Source organism: Klebsiella sp. M5al (assembly GCF_002090195.1).
Taxonomy (GTDB): Bacteria; Pseudomonadota; Gammaproteobacteria; order Enterobacterales; family Enterobacteriaceae; genus Klebsiella; species Klebsiella grimontii.
The window spans coordinates 2034061-2052828 of record NZ_CP020657.1; the positions used below are offsets into that span (position 1 = coordinate 2034061).

17 protein-coding genes are annotated in these 18768 nt (G+C 52.8%); 8 read left to right on the forward strand and 9 right to left on the reverse strand.

The window, feature by feature from the left end; translation table 11 throughout:
* Positions 1-29: 29 nt before the first annotated feature.
* The 5 genes from BWI76_RS09700 to BWI76_RS09720 are packed head-to-tail and all read right to left on the reverse strand — an operon-like array spanning position 30 to position 3789.
* Entirely contained in the window at positions 30-467 is a 438-nt protein-coding gene (locus tag BWI76_RS09700; protein WP_004871686.1) for a PTS sugar transporter subunit IIA, read from the reverse strand.
* A gap of 42 nt (positions 468-509) precedes the next feature.
* A complete protein-coding gene (locus tag BWI76_RS09705; protein ID WP_024360083.1) occupies positions 510-1421 on the reverse strand; it encodes a transketolase family protein in 912 nt (303 codons plus the stop codon).
* The gene (locus BWI76_RS09710; protein ID WP_004871681.1) at positions 1421-2218 is read right to left on the reverse strand and encodes a transketolase; all 798 of its coding nucleotides are present in this window, start codon (positions 2216-2218) and stop codon (positions 1421-1423) included. The genes BWI76_RS09705 and BWI76_RS09710 overlap by 1 nt, the downstream gene beginning before the upstream one ends.
* Before the next feature lie 12 nt (positions 2219-2230).
* A complete protein-coding gene (locus tag BWI76_RS09715; RefSeq protein WP_004871676.1) occupies positions 2231-3496 on the reverse strand; it encodes a PTS ascorbate transporter subunit IIC in 1266 nt (421 codons plus the stop codon).
* Between the two features lie 17 nt (positions 3497-3513).
* Complete coding sequence (locus tag BWI76_RS09720) at positions 3514-3789, reverse strand: PTS sugar transporter subunit IIB (RefSeq protein WP_004100672.1); 276 nt, start codon at positions 3787-3789, stop codon at positions 3514-3516.
* Between the two features lie 122 nt (positions 3790-3911).
* Between BWI76_RS09720 and BWI76_RS09725 the strand changes: the two genes are divergently transcribed.
* Positions 3912-4769, forward strand: a complete 858-nt coding sequence (locus tag BWI76_RS09725) for a MurR/RpiR family transcriptional regulator (RefSeq protein WP_049087521.1) — start codon at positions 3912-3914, stop codon at positions 4767-4769.
* Positions 4770-4822: 53 nt separating this feature from the next.
* On the opposite strand, the gene pflA is transcribed toward BWI76_RS09725, so the two are convergent.
* The 4 genes from pflA to ycaO form a co-directional block, all read right to left on the reverse strand.
* Positions 4823-5563 (reverse strand): pyruvate formate lyase 1-activating protein, encoded by a 741-nt coding sequence (gene pflA, locus BWI76_RS09730; protein ID WP_004871674.1) that lies wholly within the window; start codon positions 5561-5563, stop codon positions 4823-4825.
* 203 nt (positions 5564-5766) lie between these two features.
* Positions 5767-8049, reverse strand: coding sequence for a formate C-acetyltransferase (gene pflB, locus BWI76_RS09735; protein ID WP_024360081.1), 2283 nt, complete (start codon positions 8047-8049; stop codon positions 5767-5769).
* 51 nt (positions 8050-8100) lie between these two features.
* A complete protein-coding gene (gene focA / locus BWI76_RS09740; protein WP_004849465.1) occupies positions 8101-8958 on the reverse strand; it encodes a formate transporter FocA in 858 nt (285 codons plus the stop codon).
* A gap of 382 nt (positions 8959-9340) precedes the next feature.
* Positions 9341-11101, reverse strand: a complete 1761-nt coding sequence (gene ycaO, locus BWI76_RS09745) for a 30S ribosomal protein S12 methylthiotransferase accessory factor YcaO (protein WP_004871670.1) — start codon at positions 11099-11101, stop codon at positions 9341-9343.
* A gap of 114 nt (positions 11102-11215) precedes the next feature.
* Here ycaO and BWI76_RS09750 point away from each other — a divergent pair, with 114 nt between their 5' ends.
* The 7 genes from BWI76_RS09750 to ihfB all read left to right on the forward strand — a co-directional run bounded on the left by BWI76_RS09750 (position 11216) and on the right by ihfB (position 18558).
* The gene (locus BWI76_RS09750; RefSeq protein ID WP_064371665.1) at positions 11216-11908 is read left to right on the forward strand and encodes a DUF421 domain-containing protein; all 693 of its coding nucleotides are present in this window, start codon (positions 11216-11218) and stop codon (positions 11906-11908) included.
* A 186-nt stretch (positions 11909-12094) separates the two neighbouring features.
* On the forward strand, positions 12095-13183 hold the full coding sequence (gene serC, locus BWI76_RS09755) for a 3-phosphoserine/phosphohydroxythreonine transaminase (protein ID WP_004871667.1): 1089 nt from the start codon (positions 12095-12097) through the stop codon (positions 13181-13183).
* Positions 13184-13255: 72 nt separating this feature from the next.
* Positions 13256-14539: a 3-phosphoshikimate 1-carboxyvinyltransferase gene (aroA, locus tag BWI76_RS09760; protein WP_064371666.1), complete on the forward strand. Its 1284-nt coding sequence runs from the start codon at positions 13256-13258 to the stop codon at positions 14537-14539.
* A 147-nt stretch (positions 14540-14686) separates the two neighbouring features.
* Positions 14687-15454: a M48 family metallopeptidase gene (locus BWI76_RS09765; RefSeq protein ID WP_024360076.1), complete on the forward strand. Its 768-nt coding sequence runs from the start codon at positions 14687-14689 to the stop codon at positions 15452-15454.
* A 171-nt stretch (positions 15455-15625) separates the two neighbouring features.
* Positions 15626-16309 (forward strand): (d)CMP kinase, encoded by a 684-nt coding sequence (gene cmk, locus BWI76_RS09775; protein ID WP_024360075.1) that lies wholly within the window; start codon positions 15626-15628, stop codon positions 16307-16309.
* A gap of 137 nt (positions 16310-16446) precedes the next feature.
* Positions 16447-18120: a 30S ribosomal protein S1 gene (gene rpsA / locus BWI76_RS09780; protein WP_004100702.1), complete on the forward strand. Its 1674-nt coding sequence runs from the start codon at positions 16447-16449 to the stop codon at positions 18118-18120.
* A 150-nt stretch (positions 18121-18270) separates the two neighbouring features.
* Entirely contained in the window at positions 18271-18558 is a 288-nt protein-coding gene (gene ihfB / locus BWI76_RS09785) for an integration host factor subunit beta (protein WP_004100704.1), read from the forward strand.
* Positions 18559-18768 lie beyond the last annotated feature (210 nt).

Below are 18768 nucleotides of genomic sequence, written 5' to 3' on the forward strand. Positions count from 1 at the left end.
TAGCCAGGAGAGACGCCCCTGGCTATCGATTAATGCGAAGCGAGAAGCGCTTCAAGCTGGGCCTGATTGTGAACCTCGGTGAATCGCCGTAGTCTGTCCTCCTCATCCAGCCAACTGACTAACCGCTGGATTGTCTGAATATGCTGTTCGCTATCGGCCGCCGCCAGTACGACTATCAGCCGAATACCGGGATGCTGCGGAAAATCAACGGCCTTGCGACAGCAAAGCAGCGAAAGCGCGCTGTTTCTGCTCAGCACTCCGGCTTCCGGTCGCGCGTGCGGTAGCGCAAACGCCGGGCTCAGTATATACCAGGGACCATCCTGCTCCGTGGCGCTGATAATAGCCCTGGCATAGCTTCCGGTGATTTTTCCCTGCTGCTCAAGCGGGCGGCAGGCGAGCTGAACGGCGCTGCGCCAGTTCAGGCTGTCGCTGGTGAACTGACAGGCGGAAAATAGCGTCTCTTCCATATATGTTCCCTTTACGCGCGAGCTGACCGGCTCGCCTGGTGGTTAGCGTAGAGCGTTAAATAGCGCTTCTCCCGAGATGCCGTATTTCGCTTTTAGCTGCCTGCTATTACCCGATTCGGTAAATGTGTCTGGCGTTCCCAGCCGAGTGAGGCGGGCCGGATGCGCCTTTTGCGCCAGGGTTTCCGCGATCAGTCCGCCGAGGCCGCCGTTTACCGTGTGATTTTCAAGCGTAGCGATAAGCGGGCAGCCTTCAACCAGCCGATAAAATGCCTGCTCGTTAAAGGGCTTGAGGGTTGCAACGTGAATAAGCTTGCCTTTTTTGCCGCTGGCGATCAGCTTTTCATAGCCATCGGTAGCCTGCTCCAGCACCGTCCCTTCAAACAGAATCGCGAAATCGGCGCCGCTATCGGCGATGGCGGCGATATCGCTGACCCGCGGAACGACGCTTTTATCGCGAACCGGCATCGGCTCGCGCGCCACGCGAATATAGACAGGGCCCTTTATTTTGGCCGCTTGCTCAAAGGCCTCGGCGATCTCCTCCGCATCTGCCGGGGTCAGAATGGTTAATCCCGGGAGGACGCGGGTCAGCGCTAAATCCTCCAGCGCATGATGCGAAGCGCCGTCCGGACCATCATCCATACCGGGGTGGCTACCGACGAGTTTAATATTGGCTTTGGCATAGCACGCCTGCCGCAGCTGGGTCCAGGCGGTGCCGGTGACGAACATGGCAAAGTTGACGTAGAAGGGCATAAAGCCCTCCAGCGCCTGGCCGACCGCGAAGCTCATGGCGGAACCTTCCGCAATGCCCATTTCGAAAAAAGCCTCTGGATAGACGGCCTGAAATTGGTCAGTACGGGTGGAGCTGGCTAAATCGCTGTCGATAACAACGACGGGATAGCCCTTTTCTTTAAGGTCAATCAGGGCATTACCGATCTCATCACGGGGCGCTTTCATCACTGTAACTCCTCCATTGCCTGCTGAAATTGTTCTTTACTCGGGGTTTTTGAGTGCCAGTCGCCGTTGTTTTCCATATAGCTGACGCCGGAGCCTTTGGTGGTGTGCGCCACGATAGCGACAGGTTTACCTTTCAGGTGGCGGGATAGCATCAGGGTATCGGCAACCTGATGCATATCATTGCCGTTATGCAGTTCCAGTACATGCCAGCCAAAGCTGCGGATTTTGTCCGCCAGCGGCTCGAGGTTAACGACTTCATTGACCGGATCGTGGGAAGAGAAGCCGTTGTAATCGATGATGGCGACCAGGTTATCCATTTTCATATGCCCGGCCTGCTGTAGCGTCTCCCAGATTTGGCCTTCATGCATTTCACCATCGCCAACGATGGCAAACACCCGGTGCGGATCGTTGCGCCGCTTTTTGGCGGCCGCCATACCCAAAGCAATCGACAGCCCCTGGCCCAGCAGGCCGGTCGTTGCATCGACCTCGGGTAGCGACTTTATGCTCGGGTGACCCTGCAGACGCGAGTTGATCTGTCGGAACGTAGAGAATTCGCTGCGATCGATCTTCCCTTTTTGGTACAGCATGGCGTACTGCGCGGCGACGGCGTGGCCTTTACTCATCACCACGCGCGAGCGGGGAGAGGCGGCCAGATCGACCTCTTGATAATAGAGCCAGGTAAGAATGTCGATTATCGATAATGCTCCGCCCGGATGGCCAATTCCGGACTCGTAAATCAGGGTGACGATCTCGCGGCGGGCGGCAAGCGCGTGGGATTTCAGTTCATCAATGTTCATGTTCTTTCCTTCTTAGGGCAGCATTTTGCCGATGTAGTACACGACCAGACCCAGCGCGACGAAGTCGGTTTCCGGGAAGCTGGTGCCTGAAAGACCGACGGACTCCATAATCGGGTAAATCAGCGCGGGGCCGATGCCGATCAGGATCCCGGTGATGAAGCTCCCGGCAATCGCGCCTTTCCAGCCGCCGGAGGCATTACCAAATACCGCTGCGGTCGCGCCGATGAAGAAGTAGGGGATGGCTACCGGGATAATCACGGTCTGGCCAAGGATCGCCAGAAAGCCCATCACCACCAGCCCGCCGACAAACGAAGAGATAAACCCCAGCACCGTGGCGGTCGGGGCGTAGGGAAAGACCACCGGACAATCGAGCGCGGGTTTGGCGTTAGGGATAAACTTTTCCGAGATGCCAAGGAAGGCCGGAACAATTTCTGACAGCAGCAGGCGTACGCCGGTAATAATGATGTACAGCGAGGCGGTAAAGGTCAGCGACTGAAAGAGCGGGTAAACCAGCCAGTGCATCCCGCCGGCCGCAGCGGTGACCGCGGCTTTCCCGGCGGCGAGCGCGGCGATGTAATAGAAAATGCTCACCGAGATCGACACTGAGACGATGTAGTCTTTAAAGATCCCCAGCCAGCCGGGGAGATTCAGCTTTTCGGTAGATTGTTTAGGATCGCCGACCTTTGAGCCGATCCAGCCGGATGCGGCGTAGGCCAGGGTGACGTAGTGCCCCATCGCGATCTCATCGTTACCGGTAATTTTTCGCATCCACGGCTGCGCAATAGCCGGATAGAGGCAGGCGGCGAGACCCAGCAGGACGGAGCCGACAATGATGGTCGTCATGTCGCTGTAGCCCAGCGCCTTCAGCGTCACGGTAAGCAGCGCGGAGAGATAAAGGTTATGTTGCCCGGTCAGAAAGATGTATTTAAACGGCGTCACGCGGGCAAAGAACAGGTTCCAGCCAAAGCCAATCACCATGATTAGCGATACGCACATGGCGAATTTGGTTTGCGCCAGTCCGGTTAGCGCTTCCGCCAGCGGCATTACGCCCTTCAGGCCAAATCCATCGCTGAATAAGGTCTGAAAATTACCCAGGGAAGTGACCGCCAGACCGGCGCCGCCGGCGAAAACCAGAAAACCGACGATGGTCTTGAAGGTGCCGGAAAGCACTTTTTCAATCGGCTTACGTTGGATTAACAGGCCGATTAATGCAATAAAGCCAACTAAAAGTGGGGTTACGCCCAGAATGTCGAATACAATAAATCTGAGGAAATCCATATTGCCTCCGGGAGAGGTTAGTTGCTTTGAACGATGTCAGTGAGCGCAGACTCCATCTCTTCACTGTTCATCAGGTCGGTAATGCCGACAGCTCTGAATCCGGCGGCTTCGACTTCATCGGTGAGATCGCGCATAGTGATGACAAAATCAATGTCTCGCCAGGTGCGTAAGCCTGAGAGGACGTCGTGTTCCAATTCGATATCCCAGCCGTGTTTGTCGATGATTTTTTGGGCTTTGATTTTGAGCATTAAGGAGCTGCCCATACCGGTACGACAGACTATGAGACCTTTCATTCGATGTTCTCCTGTGTGTAAAAATAATTATTTTTATTTATTTATGTGAGATAATAATTATTATCTTTACCGCAGGCCGAAAGATGTGACTGTGTTTGCATTTTGAGTAAATAGGGCGAAAAATGAGCTATATAGACAACAACTTGTTGATTAGCATAAGAAATGGAGCTTCAGGGCTAAGCCCAATACTGGAGAAAGTGGGCCGTTTTATTACGGAGAATCCTGACTTTGTGATGCGTCACACGATTTCAGAACTGGCCGACTCCATTGATACCAGTGAGGGCAGCATCACCCGTTTTTGTCGGGCCTTTGGTTTTAAAGGTTTCTCGGATTTCAGAACCGCGCTGGCGATGGAGCAGGGCGCCGCGCGTTTGGAAGATAGCGGTAGCAACGAGAGCGAAGAGATTGCGCCGGTGCTGGCGAGCATTCGCGACAGTAATGCCATTGTCGATAGCCAGGAGCTGAAAGCCGCGGCTGACTGGCTTAACGCCCTGAACAGCATCGCTATCTATGCCGTGGGCACGGCGGTGCCGGTGGCGTTATTCCTGCAGATGAACCTCATCAATATGGGTAAGGCGGCAAGCTTTGTCGATCGCTCCTACCCGGCGGCGATGCCGTTGCTTTCTGATAACCAGAAAACCGGCATTATTGTGGTGCATAGCGAACAGGCGTCGGCGGATATGATGCAGGCCCTGTCGCTGGCAAAGCAGCAGGGCGTTAAAATATTGTCGCTGACCCGCGGGACGTTTGCGCCGCTGGCCCGTTTGTCTGACTGGAATCTTCAGGCGGCGGTGGCCCTACAAGGGGAAGGCGAATCGGGGTTTGCGGAAATTGCCGGGGCAATGATGGTGGCTGACCGGATACTGAGCGCGCTTGAAGAGCAGGATGAACGCTATGCGGAATACCGTAAAGCGCATCAGAAGCGGATTTTCTCAATTGAGAGCGTGGCGAATAAGCTGTCGGAATATTTTATGTCCTGATGCTTATCGCTGGAGGAGAAACCCGGTAGCGCAAGGTCTACCGGGAGATAACCTTAGTACATCACCTTATGACCGTACTGCTCGAGAATACCCTTCACGCGTTCCATGGTCTCTTTCTTCGGCGGATGGACGCCATCCAGCTTGTACTCTTCGCCCATGGCTACCCATTTGTGTTTGCCCAGCTCGTGGTACGGCAGCAGTTCAATCTTCTCGACGTTGCCCATGTCACGGGTAAACTCGCCCAGGCGATGCGCGGAATCGTCGTCGTCGGACCAGCCCGGGACCACAACGTAGCGGATCCAGACGTTGATGTTTTTGTTTGACAGGTAACGGGCAAACTCCAGCGTCCGATGGTTAGAGACGCCAACCAGATTCTGGTGAATTTCATCATTCATTTGCTTGAGATCGAGCATCACCAGATCGGTGACTTCCAGCAGTTCATCAATAACCGGGTCGTAGCGGCGCACAAAGCCGTTGGTATCGAGACAGGTATGAATACCTTCTTTCTTGCAGGCGCGGAACCAGTCGCGAACAAATTCGGCCTGCAGGATAGCCTCGCCGCCGGATGCCGTCACGCCGCCGCCGGAAGCGTTCATAAAGTGGCGATAGGTCACCACCTCTTTCATCAGCTCTTCAACGGTAATCTCTTTGCCGCCGTGGGTATCCCAGGTGTCGCGGTTGTGGCAATAGAGGCAGCGCATCAGGCAGCCCTGGAAGAAGGTGATAAAGCGGATCCCCGGGCCATCGACGGTGCCACAGGATTCAAAGGAGTGAATGCGACCAATTGTTGACATTGCGGTGATATCTCCGAATTTGGCCCATCCGGGGCCTATGTAGATGCACAGCTCAAAGGCTATGTCGAGTCTGTTTTGGCTGTTATCCATAAAGTATAGACAGCAGACAAAAGAGACTGGGACAGGATGATATTGCTAAAAAGGCCCCACTTGCGTGGAGCCTTTATTGTACGCTTATTACTGTACGATTTCAGTCAATACCATTACATGGTCTGAGTGAAGGTACGAGTAATCACGTCCTGCTGCTGTTCTTTAGTCAGGGAGTTAAAACGTACTGCGTAGCCGGATACGCGGATGGTCAGCTGCGGATATTTTTCCGGGTTTTCCATCGCGTCGAGCAGCATCTCGCGGTTCATGACGTTGACGTTCAGATGCTGACCGCCTTCGATGGACGCTTCGTGGTGGAAGTAACCATCCATCAGGCCGGCGAGGTTAGTTTTACGCACTTCGTCGTCTTTGCCCAGCGCGTTCGGCACGATAGAGAAGGTGTAAGAAATACCATCTTTCGCGTAAGCAAACGGCAGTTTCGCAACGGAGGTCAGAGAGGCAACAGCACCTTTCTGGTCACGACCGTGCATCGGGTTAGCACCTGGTCCGAACGGAGCGCCAGCGCGACGACCGTCAGGGGTGTTACCGGTTTTCTTACCATACACAACGTTAGAGGTGATGGTCAGCACGGACTGAGTCGGGATAGCGTTGCGGTAGGTGTGCAGTTTCTGAATTTTCTTCATGAAACGTTCAACCAGGTCAACGGCCATATCATCGACGCGAGAGTCGTTGTTACCAAACTGCGGGTATTCACCTTCGATTTCGAAGTCGACAGCCAGACCGTTTTCGTCACGAATCGGTTTAACTTTCGCATATTTGATTGCGGACAGGGAGTCAGCCGCAACGGACAGACCTGCGATACCGCATGCCATGGTGCGGATAACATCACGGTCGTGCAGCGCCATCAGTGAAGCTTCGTAGCTGTACTTGTCGTGCATGTAGTGGATGATGTTCAGCGCAGTGACGTACTGTTTAGCCAGCCAGTCCATGAAGTGATCCATGCGCTCCATCACTTCGTCGAAGTTCAGGACGTCGCCTTTGATCGGTTCAGATTTAGGACCAACCTGCATTTTCAGTTTTTCATCAACGCCGCCGTTGATTGCGTACAGCATGGTTTTCGCCAGGTTAGCGCGAGCACCGAAGAACTGCATTTGCTTACCAACAACCATCGGGCTTACGCAGCAAGCGATAGCATAGTCATCGTTGTTGAAGTCAGGACGCATCAGATCATCGTTCTCGTACTGCAGAGAAGAGGTATCGATGGACACTTTCGCAGCGTATTTTTTGAAGCTCAGCGGCAGTTTTTCAGACCACAGAATGGTGATGTTCGGCTCCGGAGACGGCCCCATGGTGTATAGGGTGTTCAGGAAACGGAAGCTGTTTTTGGTGACCAGAGTACGGCCGTCAACGCCCATACCGCCGATAGATTCGGTTGCCCAAATCGGGTCGCCAGAGAACAGTTCATCATATTCAGGAGTACGCAGGAAACGAACCATACGCAGTTTCATGACCAGGTGGTCAATCATTTCCTGTGCGTCTTGCTCGGTGATTTTACCGGCTTTCAGGTCACGTTCGATGAAGATGTCCAGGAAGCTGGAGGTACGACCGAAGGACATTGCTGCGCCGTTCTGAGATTTAACGGCAGCCAGGTAACCGAAGTAGGTCCACTGGATAGCTTCCTGAGCGGTGGTTGCAGGACCAGAGATATCGCAGCCGTATTTAGCCGCCATTTCTTTGATCTGACCCAGCGCGCGGTGCTGTTCAGAGATTTCTTCACGCAGACGGATGGTTGCTTCCAGATCTTCGCCGTTTTCCAGTTTCTCTTGCAGAGAAACGAACTGAGCGTATTTGTCTTTCATCAGGAAGTCGATACCGTACAGCGCAACGCGACGGTAGTCACCGATGATACGACCACGGCCATAGGCATCCGGCAGACCAGTCAGAACGCCAGATTTACGGCAGTTCAGGATGTCTTTGGTGTATACGTCAAACACGCCCTGGTTATGAGTTTTGCGGTATTCGGTGAAGATTTTCTTCAGCATCGGGTCCAGCTCGCGATCGTACGCTTTGCAGGAACCTTCTACCATTTTGATACCACCGAACGGGATAATCGCACGTTTCAGCGGCGCTTCAGTCTGCAGGCCAACGATTTTCTCGAGACCTTTCTCGATGTAGCCAGCGTCATGAGAAGTGATGGTGGACGCAAGGGAAGTATCAAAATCAACAGGCGCGTGAGTGCGGTTTTCCTGTTTAACGCCTTCCATTACGGTGTCCCACAGCTTGGTGGTCGCGTCAGTTGCGCCAGCCAGGAAGGACTCGTCACCTTCGTACGGGGTATAGTTTTTCTGGATGAAGTCGCGTACGTTGACTTCGTTCTGCCAGTCACCTTTCGCAAAACCTTCCCAGGCTGTGGCTAACTTTTCATTAAGCTCGGACATGTAACACCTACCTTCTTAAGTGGATTTTTTATTTACTGCCTGAAACAACCCTTAGTGATGGTCGTCGCCACGCAGGTAAATGACCCAGTATGTCAACCCAACCAGCAGACCACCGCCGATGATGTTCCCGATAGTTACCGGAATCAGGTTATCAGTGATGAAGTTCATGACGGTCAGGTGAGAGAAACTTTCCGGAGTTGAACCAACTGCGGTCCAGAATTCCGGGCTTGCAAAGTCGCGGATAACGATACCCAGCGGGATCATAAACATGTTCGCGATACTATGCTCAAACCCGCTGGCAACAAACATTGCCACCGGTAAAACCATAATCATGGCTTTATCCATCAGGCTACGGCCGGAGTAACTCATCCATACCGCAAGGCAGACCATCAGGTTTGCCAGGATACCCAGGCACACGGCTTCAACAAAAGTATGGTGCATTTTGTGGTCGGCGGTTTGCAGAACGTTAAGTCCCCATTGACCGTTGGCAGTCATATATTCGCCTGAAAGCCACATCAGCAATACAAACAGTAAGCAACCAATCAGGTTACCAACATATACGTTGAGCCAGTTTTTCGCCAGTTGACCCCATGTGATTCTTCCGCTGGCTTTCGCGACAACGATAAGAACGGTTGAGGTAAACAGGTCGGCACCGCAAATAACGCAGAGAATCAAACCCAGTGAGAAGCAGATGCCCCCAATCAGTTTGGCAACCCCGAATGGCATCCCGGCCGTGCCGGTTGTCGCGGTAATATAGAAAACAAAAGCGATAGAGATGAAGACACCTGCGGTGATAGCCAGATAAAACGTCTTTATCGGATGTTTTGTCGCTTTATAGACGCCCGCTTCTTCGGCGACTTTCGCCATGGCAGCAGGGAGTAAAAGATCAAAAGGGTTGTCAGCTTTCACACTAACTCTCTCTTTATGTAAGTTGGCGGTGAGATACTAACAAAGCATTATAGAAGGGAATTTGATGTAGATCATATCCTACCGGAACTATAGGCCTTTTTAGTGTGTGGGTTTGCTTATTTTTTTAGGTAACTTTTTGTTTTTTAATAAAAAAATAAATTTTAAAATTTACAAATAATGTTGATTATTTTCATTTTGCCCCCGTTTTTCGGTTAATTAAAATGGGGTATTTTTATTAAAATTAACAATATTTGCGGCAGTATTTTATTATTTCTCACCACTAATTAACTTTATAGCTACAACATCGGCGGAAATAGTGCAAAACAGGAAAAAGGGGTCGCAGTCGACCCCCTGTTATCGTCATTTTAACGGAAGAAACGCTTTATTTAGCCCAAAATGCGGCTTTCGCGCGCTGTAGCTTTTCATAGGCCTTCAATAACGACTGATGAGCCGGGAAAGCCATCAAATCGCTGTCAACGGCCTGCAGCCCATAAAACGGTGCTTCTCCGCTGAGCGCGGCGCTGGCAGCTTCTACGGCATCGGCGCCGTACATGCGCACAAAAGCGTTCAGATACTGCAGCGGCTGACGCTCTTCTTCCTGGCTCAGTAGCAGCAGGGTTTGCAGGCAGCGGTAGTAATTGGCGCGCTCGGCGCTAAAGATGGAGGCGTTGAACTCCATCGTCCACTCGGTCCAGATCAACGCCTGCTCGAGATCGCCGCCCGCCAGCGCCAGCATTGCTTTCAGCTCGCCAATGCGCAGGGTATACCAGCCGTTGTCTTTGCCGGTCGCCAGACCCAGCAGTTCGCGCACGCGGGTGAAATCATCGAGGCCTTCATCGTCCATTTGTTCGATAAGCGCCAGATAATCTTCTTTTTCCCACTCGCTTTCCGGCAGGGAAAGAATCGTTTCCCGCAGAGGCGCGCCCATGCTGTTATTCGCCAGCCAAAGGTCTTCCGCCGGATAGATATCAGACATGCCCGGGACAATGATTCGGCAGGCGTAGACGCTCAGGTGTTCGTAATCGGCGATGTAAACTTCTTTATCTTCTTGTTTAAAGATAGCCATCAGAGTGGCGAACTCTTCATCCGTGGTCCCGGAGAAGCTCCAGTCCACGAACGGATAGTCGGCATCCTGCTTAAACATATCCCAGGAGATCAGGCCGCTGGAGTCGATAAAGTGCGTTTCAAGGTTCGCATGTTCGGCGACTTCTTCATCATCGAAGGTTGGCGGCGTGAAAACGTCGAGATCTTTCAGGCTGCGGCCCTGTAGCAGTTCGGTAACGGTACGTTCCAGCGCCACGCCGAAATCGGGATGTGCGCCGAAAGAGGCGAAACAGGTGCCGTTAGCCGGGTTAAACAGTACGACGCAGATAACCGGATATTTGCCGCCGAGCGAACCATCATATGCGAAAATCGGGAAGCCTTCGGCCTCCAGCTTATTGATCGATTCTACTACGCCCGGATACCGCGCCATCACCTCCGCAGGGATCTCCGGCAGGCTGATGCTCTCGGCGATAATGCGGTTCTTAATATGGCGTTCAAACACTTCCGAAAGCCCCTGAACGCGGGCTTCGTTGCGGGTGTTGCCCGCGGACATCCCGTTAGAAACGTACAGGTTGCCGACGATATTCATCGGAATATAGATCGTTTCACCATCAGACTGACGGGTGAACGGCAGGCCACAGACGCCGCGCTCGTCATTACCAGACTGCAGATCCACCAGCATGCTGGCGGTTAACTGCTCGTCAGGATCGTAGAACGCGCGCAGGCGGGCATCCAGCAGGCCTTCCGGCACGTCGTCATCGTCGGTTAACGGGAACCATTTTTCATTAGGGTAATGGACGAAAGGGCCATTCGCGATGGTCTCGCCCAGCCAGAAATCGGCAAAGAAATAGTTAGTCGAGAGGCGCTCAAAGTACTCTCCGAGCGCGGAGGCCAGCGCGGCTTTTTTGGTGGCGCCTTTGCCGTTGGTGAAGCACAGGGCGCACTCTTTATCGCGGATATGCACTGACCAGACGTGCGGTACCGGGTTGAGCCATGAGGCCTCTTCAATATCAAATCCGAGGTCGAGCAACTTCTGCTGGAAGCGAGCGATGGAATCTTCCAGGGCGGCATCTTTGCCGGGTATAAATGTTTGAGTCATGGCGGTCACTTTTATCGTACGTAAAGCGCGCAATGATACGGGTTTTAGATGACGGGTGCTATCTCCATCGTCTGGCTATGCTTATGTCACTCAATAACTGTTCAGGCGTAAAACATGAAGACATTTGACTGGCATCGTATGGCACTGGATAAAGTGCCCATGGAATTTCTGGCCGAGGTGGCATTACGGAGCCTCTACACCTTCGTACTGGTATTTATTTTTCTCAAGATAACCGGGCGGCGGGGCGTTCGTCAGATGTCTCTGTTCGAAGTGCTCATCATTTTGACTCTCGGTTCGGCCGCGGGCGACGTCGCATTTTACGATGACGTCCCTATGCTGCCGGTACTGGCGGTTTTTATTACGCTGGCGCTGCTGTATCGATTGATTATGTGGCTGATGGGGCATAGCGAAAAACTTGAGGATCTGCTGGAAGGCAAGCCGATTATTGTTGTGGAAAACGGCGAGCTGGCATGGGAGAAACTGCAGGCGGAAAACATGACCGAATTTGAATTTTTTATGGAGCTGAGAATCAGCGGGGTTGAACAACTGGGACAGGTGCGGCTGGCTATTCTGGAAACCAACGGCCAGATCAGCCTCTATTTCTACGAGGATGAAGATGTTAAAGCCGGACTCTCCATTCTTCCTTCCCGCTTTACCGATCGTTTTACCACTATTCCCCGGGACGACCATTATGCCTGCGTTCGCTGTAGCGCAATCCTTACGCTACGCGCCGGGGATAAACAATTATGCCCTCGCTGCGCAAATGCAGAATGGTCGAAGGTCAGCCGGGCAAAAAGAGTCACTTGACAGCAATTATGTCGGTTTTATGACGTCAAGCTGGCAGATTCTTTTGTGTGAGCGAGGCCGCATTTCCCCGACGCTCAGTTTTAGCCATTGCGGTGCGTGTCACTGAATGATAAAACCGATAGCCACAGGAATAACTTATGCCCGCGACGGTTCGCGGGTAAATAACATAGCAAGTGGTGAGGGGAAATGGCTCAGGTCTATAACTTCAGTTCAGGCCCGGCAATGCTGCCGGCGGAAGTACTCAAACTGGCGCAAAAGGAACTGTGCGACTGGAACGGTTTGGGAACGTCGGTGATGGAAATCAGCCACCGTGGCAAAGAGTTCATTAAGGTGGCTGAAGAGGCGGAACAGGATTTTCGCTCCCTGCTCAATATTCCTTCCAATTATAAAGTTTTATTCTGCCACGGCGGCGGTCGCGGACAGTTTGCCGGTATCCCGCTGAACCTGCTTGGCGATAAAACCGTTGCCGACTACGTCGATGCCGGCTACTGGGCGGCCAGCGCGGTAAAAGAAGCGCATAAATACTGCACGCCGAACGTGATCGACGCCAAAATTACCGTTGACGGCCTGCGCGCGGTTAAGCCGATGAGCGAATGGCAGCTGACTCCGGGCGCTGCCTACCTGCACTACTGTCCGAACGAAACCATTGACGGTATTGCCATTGAAGAAGCGCCAAGCTTTGGCGACGATGTGGTCGTCACGGCGGATTTGTCATCGACGATTTTATCCCGTGAAATTGACGTTAGCCGCTATGGCGTGATCTACGCCGGCGCGCAGAAAAACATCGGCCCTGCTGGTCTGACGCTGATTATTGTGCGCGAAGATCTGCTGGGTAAAGCCAGCGTAGCCTGCCCATCGATTCTGGATTACTCCATTCTGTCCGCCAATGACTCCATGTTTAACACGCCGCCGACATTTGCCTGGTACCTGTCAGGTCTGGTGTTTAAATGGCTGAAAGAGCAGGGCGGGGTTGCCGCTATGGATAAAATCAACCAGCAGAAAGCCGACCTGCTCTATAGCACCATCGATAACAGCGCTTTCTATCGCAACGATGTCGCTGCGGCGAACCGCTCGCGCATGAACGTGCCGTTCCAGCTGGCGGACAGCGCGCTTGATAAACTGTTCCTCGAAGAGTCCTTTGCCGCCGGTCTGCATGCGCTGAAGGGCCACCGTGTCGTGGGCGGCATGCGTGCTTCCATCTATAACGCCATGCCGCTGGCGGGCGTGAAGGCGCTGACCGACTTTATGCAGGACTTCGAACGCCGTCACGGTTAATCGCTGTCGTGTTTTTCATCCCCGCAGCCGCTCTGCGGGGTTTTTATTCTGTTTGTTTGAGAGTTGAGTTTAATGGAATCCCTGACGTTACAACCCATCGCACGCGTAGATGGCACGATTAACCTGCCCGGGTCCAAGAGTGTTTCTAACCGTGCCTTGCTGCTGGCGGCTTTGGCCCGGGGCACTACGGTGCTGACCAACCTGCTGGATAGCGACGATGTACGCCACATGCTGAATGCCCTGAGCGCGCTGGGAGTTCATTATACCCTGTCTTCCGATCGTACTCGCTGTGAAGTCACCGGCAACGGCGGCCCTCTGCAGGCGGCTGAAGCACTAGAACTGTACCTCGGTAATGCTGGAACGGCGATGCGTCCGCTGGCGGCTGCGTTATGTTTAGGCCGTAACGATATTGTGCTGACCGGCGAACCGCGAATGAAAGAGCGGCCGATTGGCCACCTGGTTGACGCGCTGCGTCAGGGCGGAGCGCAGATTGATTACCTGGAGCAGGAAAACTACCCGCCGCTGCGCCTGCGCGGCGGTTTCAGCGGCGGCCAGGTTGAAGTGGACGGCAGCGTTTCCAGCCAGTTTCTGACCGCGCTGCTGATGGCGGCTCCGCTGGCGCCGCAGGATACCGCGATCGTGATTAAAGGCGATCTGGTTTCCAAACCTTATATCGATATCACGCTGCACCTGATGAAAACCTTTGGCGTTGAGGTTGAAAACCAGTCTTATCAGCGCTTTATCGTGCGCGGCAATCAACACTACCTCGCGCCGGGCGACTATCTGGTGGAAGGCGATGCCTCCTCGGCATCCTACTTCCTCGCCGCTGGCGCGATCAAAGGCGGTACGGTGAAGGTCACCGGTATTGGCCGCAACAGCGTACAGGGTGATATCCGTTTTGCCGATGTGCTGGAAAAAATGGGCGCAACCGTTACCTGGGGCGATGACTTTATTGCCTGCACCCATGGTGAACTGAACGCCATCGATATGGATATGAATCATATTCCGGACGCGGCGATGACGATCGCCACGGCAGCCCTGTTTGCGAAAGGCACCACGACTCTGCGCAACATCTATAACTGGCGGGTCAAAGAGACCGACCGTCTGTTTGCTATGGCCACGGAGCTACGTAAAGTGGGAGCAGAGGTTGAAGAGGGGGAGGATTACATCCGCATTACTCCACCTGCGAAGCTTCAGTTTGCTGAGATCGGCACCTGGAACGACCACCGTATGGCAATGTGCTTCTCGCTGGTGGCACTTTCCGATACGCCGGTCACCATCCTTGACCCGAAATGTACGGCGAAAACGTTCCCGGACTACTTCGAGCAGCTGGCACGAATCAGTACGCCGGCCTGAATGACGTGAGTTTAAGGTAAAAACGCCGACCATCGTGTCGGCGTTTTTTTATGTCTGCTTGTCGGGCGGGAAACTAAATGCTAGCCTTGGCTGCTTGTAAATGCAGGATTTATAAGCATTTAATATGAAAATCAATGGATGATTGATATGAGAAATACAAAAGTAATGCTGGCTTTAGCGGTTTCCGCCACGTTGTTGGCAGGTTGTAAAAATATGCAGGGGATGGACACCAACGCCCTCGTAAGTTCAGGGATGACGGCCTACAAAGCGGCAACGCTTTCTGACGCTGAAGTCAAAGCGCTTTCCGACGATGCTTGTAAGCAAATGGATAGCGAAAATAAACAGGCCGGCGCTTCAAGTAAGTACACCAAACGTCTGAATAAAATTGCCAAAGCGCTTGGAAATAACATCAATGGTACCCCGGTGAACTATAAGGTTTATATGACGTCAGATGTCAATGCCTGGGCAATGGCCAACGGCTGCGTGCGCGTCTATAGCGGCCTGATGGACATGATGACCGATAATGAAGTTGAAGCTGTACTGGGCCATGAACTGGGTCACGTCGCGCTGGGCCACTCGCGTAAAGCGATGCAAACCGCGTATGCAACCGTCGCCGCGCGTGATGCCATTTCGGCAACCGGCGGAGCGGCTGCAAGTCTGTCAAAATCCCAGTTGGGCGACATTGGCGAGGGGATGATCAACTCAGCCTTCTCTCGTTCGCAGGAGTCGGACGCCGATGATTTCTCTTACGATTTGCTGAAGAAGCGCAAAATCAGCACCCAAGGCTTGGTGGGAAGCTTCGAAAAACTGGCCAGTCTTGACGCCGGGCGTAGCAAATCTCTGTTCGATTCACACCCACCTTCAACAGAACGCGCGCAGCATATTCGCGACCGTATCGCCGCAGATAAACAGTAAAACGACATCATCTTCCGGGCTGTTGCTCTGACAGCCCGCTATAATTGCACAATTCTTCCGCAGGAGATTTCCTGTTATCCGTAATTTACAAGCAATGCTCACTTTCTGTCGTAGAGATGCGTATAATGCGCGGCGTTTATATATTGATGCGCCCTGCTGAAGGAGAAAAAGATGACGGCAACAGTTCCGGTAATCACCATTGATGGGCCTGGCGGTGCGGGCAAAGGCACCTTATGCAAGGCAATGGCAGAAACGCTGGGCTGGCATCTGCTCGATTCTGGGGCGATTTATCGCGTGCTTGCTCTCGCGGCCCTACATCATCATGTGGATGTGGAATCCGAAGAGGCGCTGGTGCCGCTGGCTGCGCACCTGGATGTGCGTTTTGTCTCTACTGACGGTAGCCTGGAAGTGGTTCTGGAGGGGGAGGATGTTAGCGCTGAAATTCGCACTCAGGATGTTGCCAACACGGCATCTAAAGTGGCTGCTTTTCCTCGCGTGCGTGAAGCATTGCTCCGCCGCCAGCGAGCCTTTCGCGAATTGCCGGGCCTGATCGCCGACGGACGCGATATGGGCACCGTCGTATTCCCTGATGCGCCGGTGAAAATTTTCCTTGACGCTTCCGCGGAAGAACGTGCTCATCGCCGCATGCTCCAGTTGCAGGAAAAGGGCTTTAGTGTTAACTTTGATCGCCTTTTATCCGAGATAAAAGAGCGCGACGATCGCGATCGCAATCGTACAGTCGCGCCGCTGATCCCGGCTGCCGATGCTTTAGTTCTTGATTCAACAGAACTAAACATTGAGCAAGTGATTGAAAAAGCGCTACAATATGCGCGCGAAAAACTGGCTTCCGCTTAATTGTCTTATCGAAAAAGCACAAGAGCCTCCGAATTTTAGCAGTACCCCCGCAGCAATGGAGTGTTAGCGGGTATGTTAAACAACCCCATCCGGCATGGAGCCAGGTGGACGTTAAATATGAAACCTGAAGATTAAACATGACTGAATCTTTTGCTCAACTATTTGAAGAATCCTTAAAAACAATCGAAACCCGTCCGGGTTCCATCGTTCGTGGTGTTGTTGTTGCTATCGACAAAGACGTAGTACTGGTTGACGCCGGTCTGAAATCTGAGTCTGCCATTCCGGCAGAGCAGTTCAAAAACGCCCAGGGCGAGCTGGAAATCCAGGTTGGTGACGAAGTTGACGTTGCTCTGGATGCAGTAGAAGACGGCTTCGGTGAAACCCTGCTGTCCCGTGAGAAAGCTAAACGTCACGAAGCTTGGATCACGCTGGAAAAAGCTTACGAAGACGCTGAAACTGTAGTCGGTATTATCAACGGCAAAGTTAAAGGTGGCTTCACTGTTGAGCTGAATGGTATTCGTGCGTTCCTGCCGGGCTCCCTGGTAGACGTTCGTCCGGTGCGCGACACGCTGCACCTGGAAGGCAAAGAGCTTGAATTCAAAGTCATCAAGCTGGACCAGAAACGTAACAACGTTGTTGTTTCTCGTCGTGCCGTTATCGAATCCGAAAACAGCGCAGAGCGCGATCAGCTGCTGGAAAACCTGCAGGAAGGCATGGAAGTTAAAGGTATCGTTAAGAACCTCACTGACTACGGTGCATTCGTTGATCTGGGCGGCGTTGACGGCCTGCTGCACATTACCGATATGGCATGGAAACGCGTTAAGCATCCGAGCGAAATCGTAAACGTTGGCGACGAAATCACTGTTAAAGTGCTGAAGTTCGACCGCGAACGTACTCGTGTATCTCTGGGCCTGAAACAGCTGGGCGAAGATCCGTGGGTAGCTATCGCTAAACGTTATCCGGAAGGTACCAAACTGACCGGTCGCGTGACCAACCTGACCGACTACGGCTGCTTCGTTGAAATCGAAGAAGGCGTTGAAGGCCTGGTTCACGTTTCCGAAATGGACTGGACCAACAAAAACATCCACCCGTCCAAAGTTGTTAACGTTGGCGATGTAGTGGAAGTTATGGTTCTGGATATCGACGAAGAACGTCGTCGTATCTCCCTGGGCCTGAAGCAGTGCAAAAACAACCCATGGCAGCAGTTCGCGGAAACCCACAACAAGGGTGACCGTGTTGAAGGTAAAATCAAGTCTATCACTGACTTCGGTATCTTCATCGGCCTGGACGGCGGCATCGACGGCCTGGTTCACCTGTCTGACATCTCCTGGAACGTTGCAGGCGAAGAAGCAGTTCGTGAATACAAAAAAGGCGACGAAATCGCAGCAGTTGTTCTGCAGGTTGACGCAGAGCGTGAGCGTATCTCTCTGGGCGTTAAACAGCTCGCAGAAGATCCGTTCAACAACTGGGTTGCACTGAACAAGAAAGGCGCAATCGTAAACGGTAAAGTGACTGCAGTTGACGCTAAAGGCGCAACCGTAGAGCTGGCTGACGGCGTTGAAGGTTACCTGCGCGCTTCTGAAGCTTCCCGTGACCGCGTTGAAGATGCAACTCTGGTTCTGAGCGTTGGCGACGACGTTGAAGCTAAATTCACCGGCGTTGATCGTAAAAACCGTGCAATCAGCCTGTCTGTTCGTGCGAAAGACGAAGCTGACGAGAAAGATGCAATCGCAACTGTTAACAAACAGGAAGATGCAAACTTCTCTAACAACGCAATGGCTGAAGCTTTCAAAGCAGCTAAAGGCGAGTAATCTTAGTCTTTCGGGTTACAACAACCTGAATTACGACGAGTTTACTTGACAGATTGCGGGATTCGTCCTGTAATCAAGCACAAAGGGCGGCTACGGCCGCCCTTGTTTAAGCTGTTAGCTAATTTTGCCTTGAAGGAAACCGGAGGAATAATGACCAAGTCAGAATTGATAGAAAGACTTGCCAGCCAGCAATCTCACATTCCTGCGAAAGCAGTGGAAGATGCTGTTAAAGAAATGCTGGAGCATATGGCCTCAACGCTTGCTCAAGGCGAGCGCATTGAAATCCGCGGTTTCGGCAGCTTCTCTCTGCATTATCGAGCACCCCGCACCGGGCGTAACCCAAAAACTGGCGATAAAGTTGAACTGGAAGGTAAATACGTTCCGCACTTTAAGCCGGGCAAAGAATTACGCGACCGCGCCAATATTTACGAAGAGTAAGTTTCGCCGATCGGCGACAACATACTTAAACGTTAAAAAAGCACCCTCGGGTGCTTTTTTTATGACTTTTAATCTCTCTTTGAAGCTACCTCGCAAAACGCAGGTTCTGTTGCACCAGAAAAGTAAATTCTCTGGATAGCGCGATGCAGTTTCTCTCCGTCCTCAGAGACAGCCTGCCTGTTTAGCGTAACACTCCCTCTGACAGGGAGG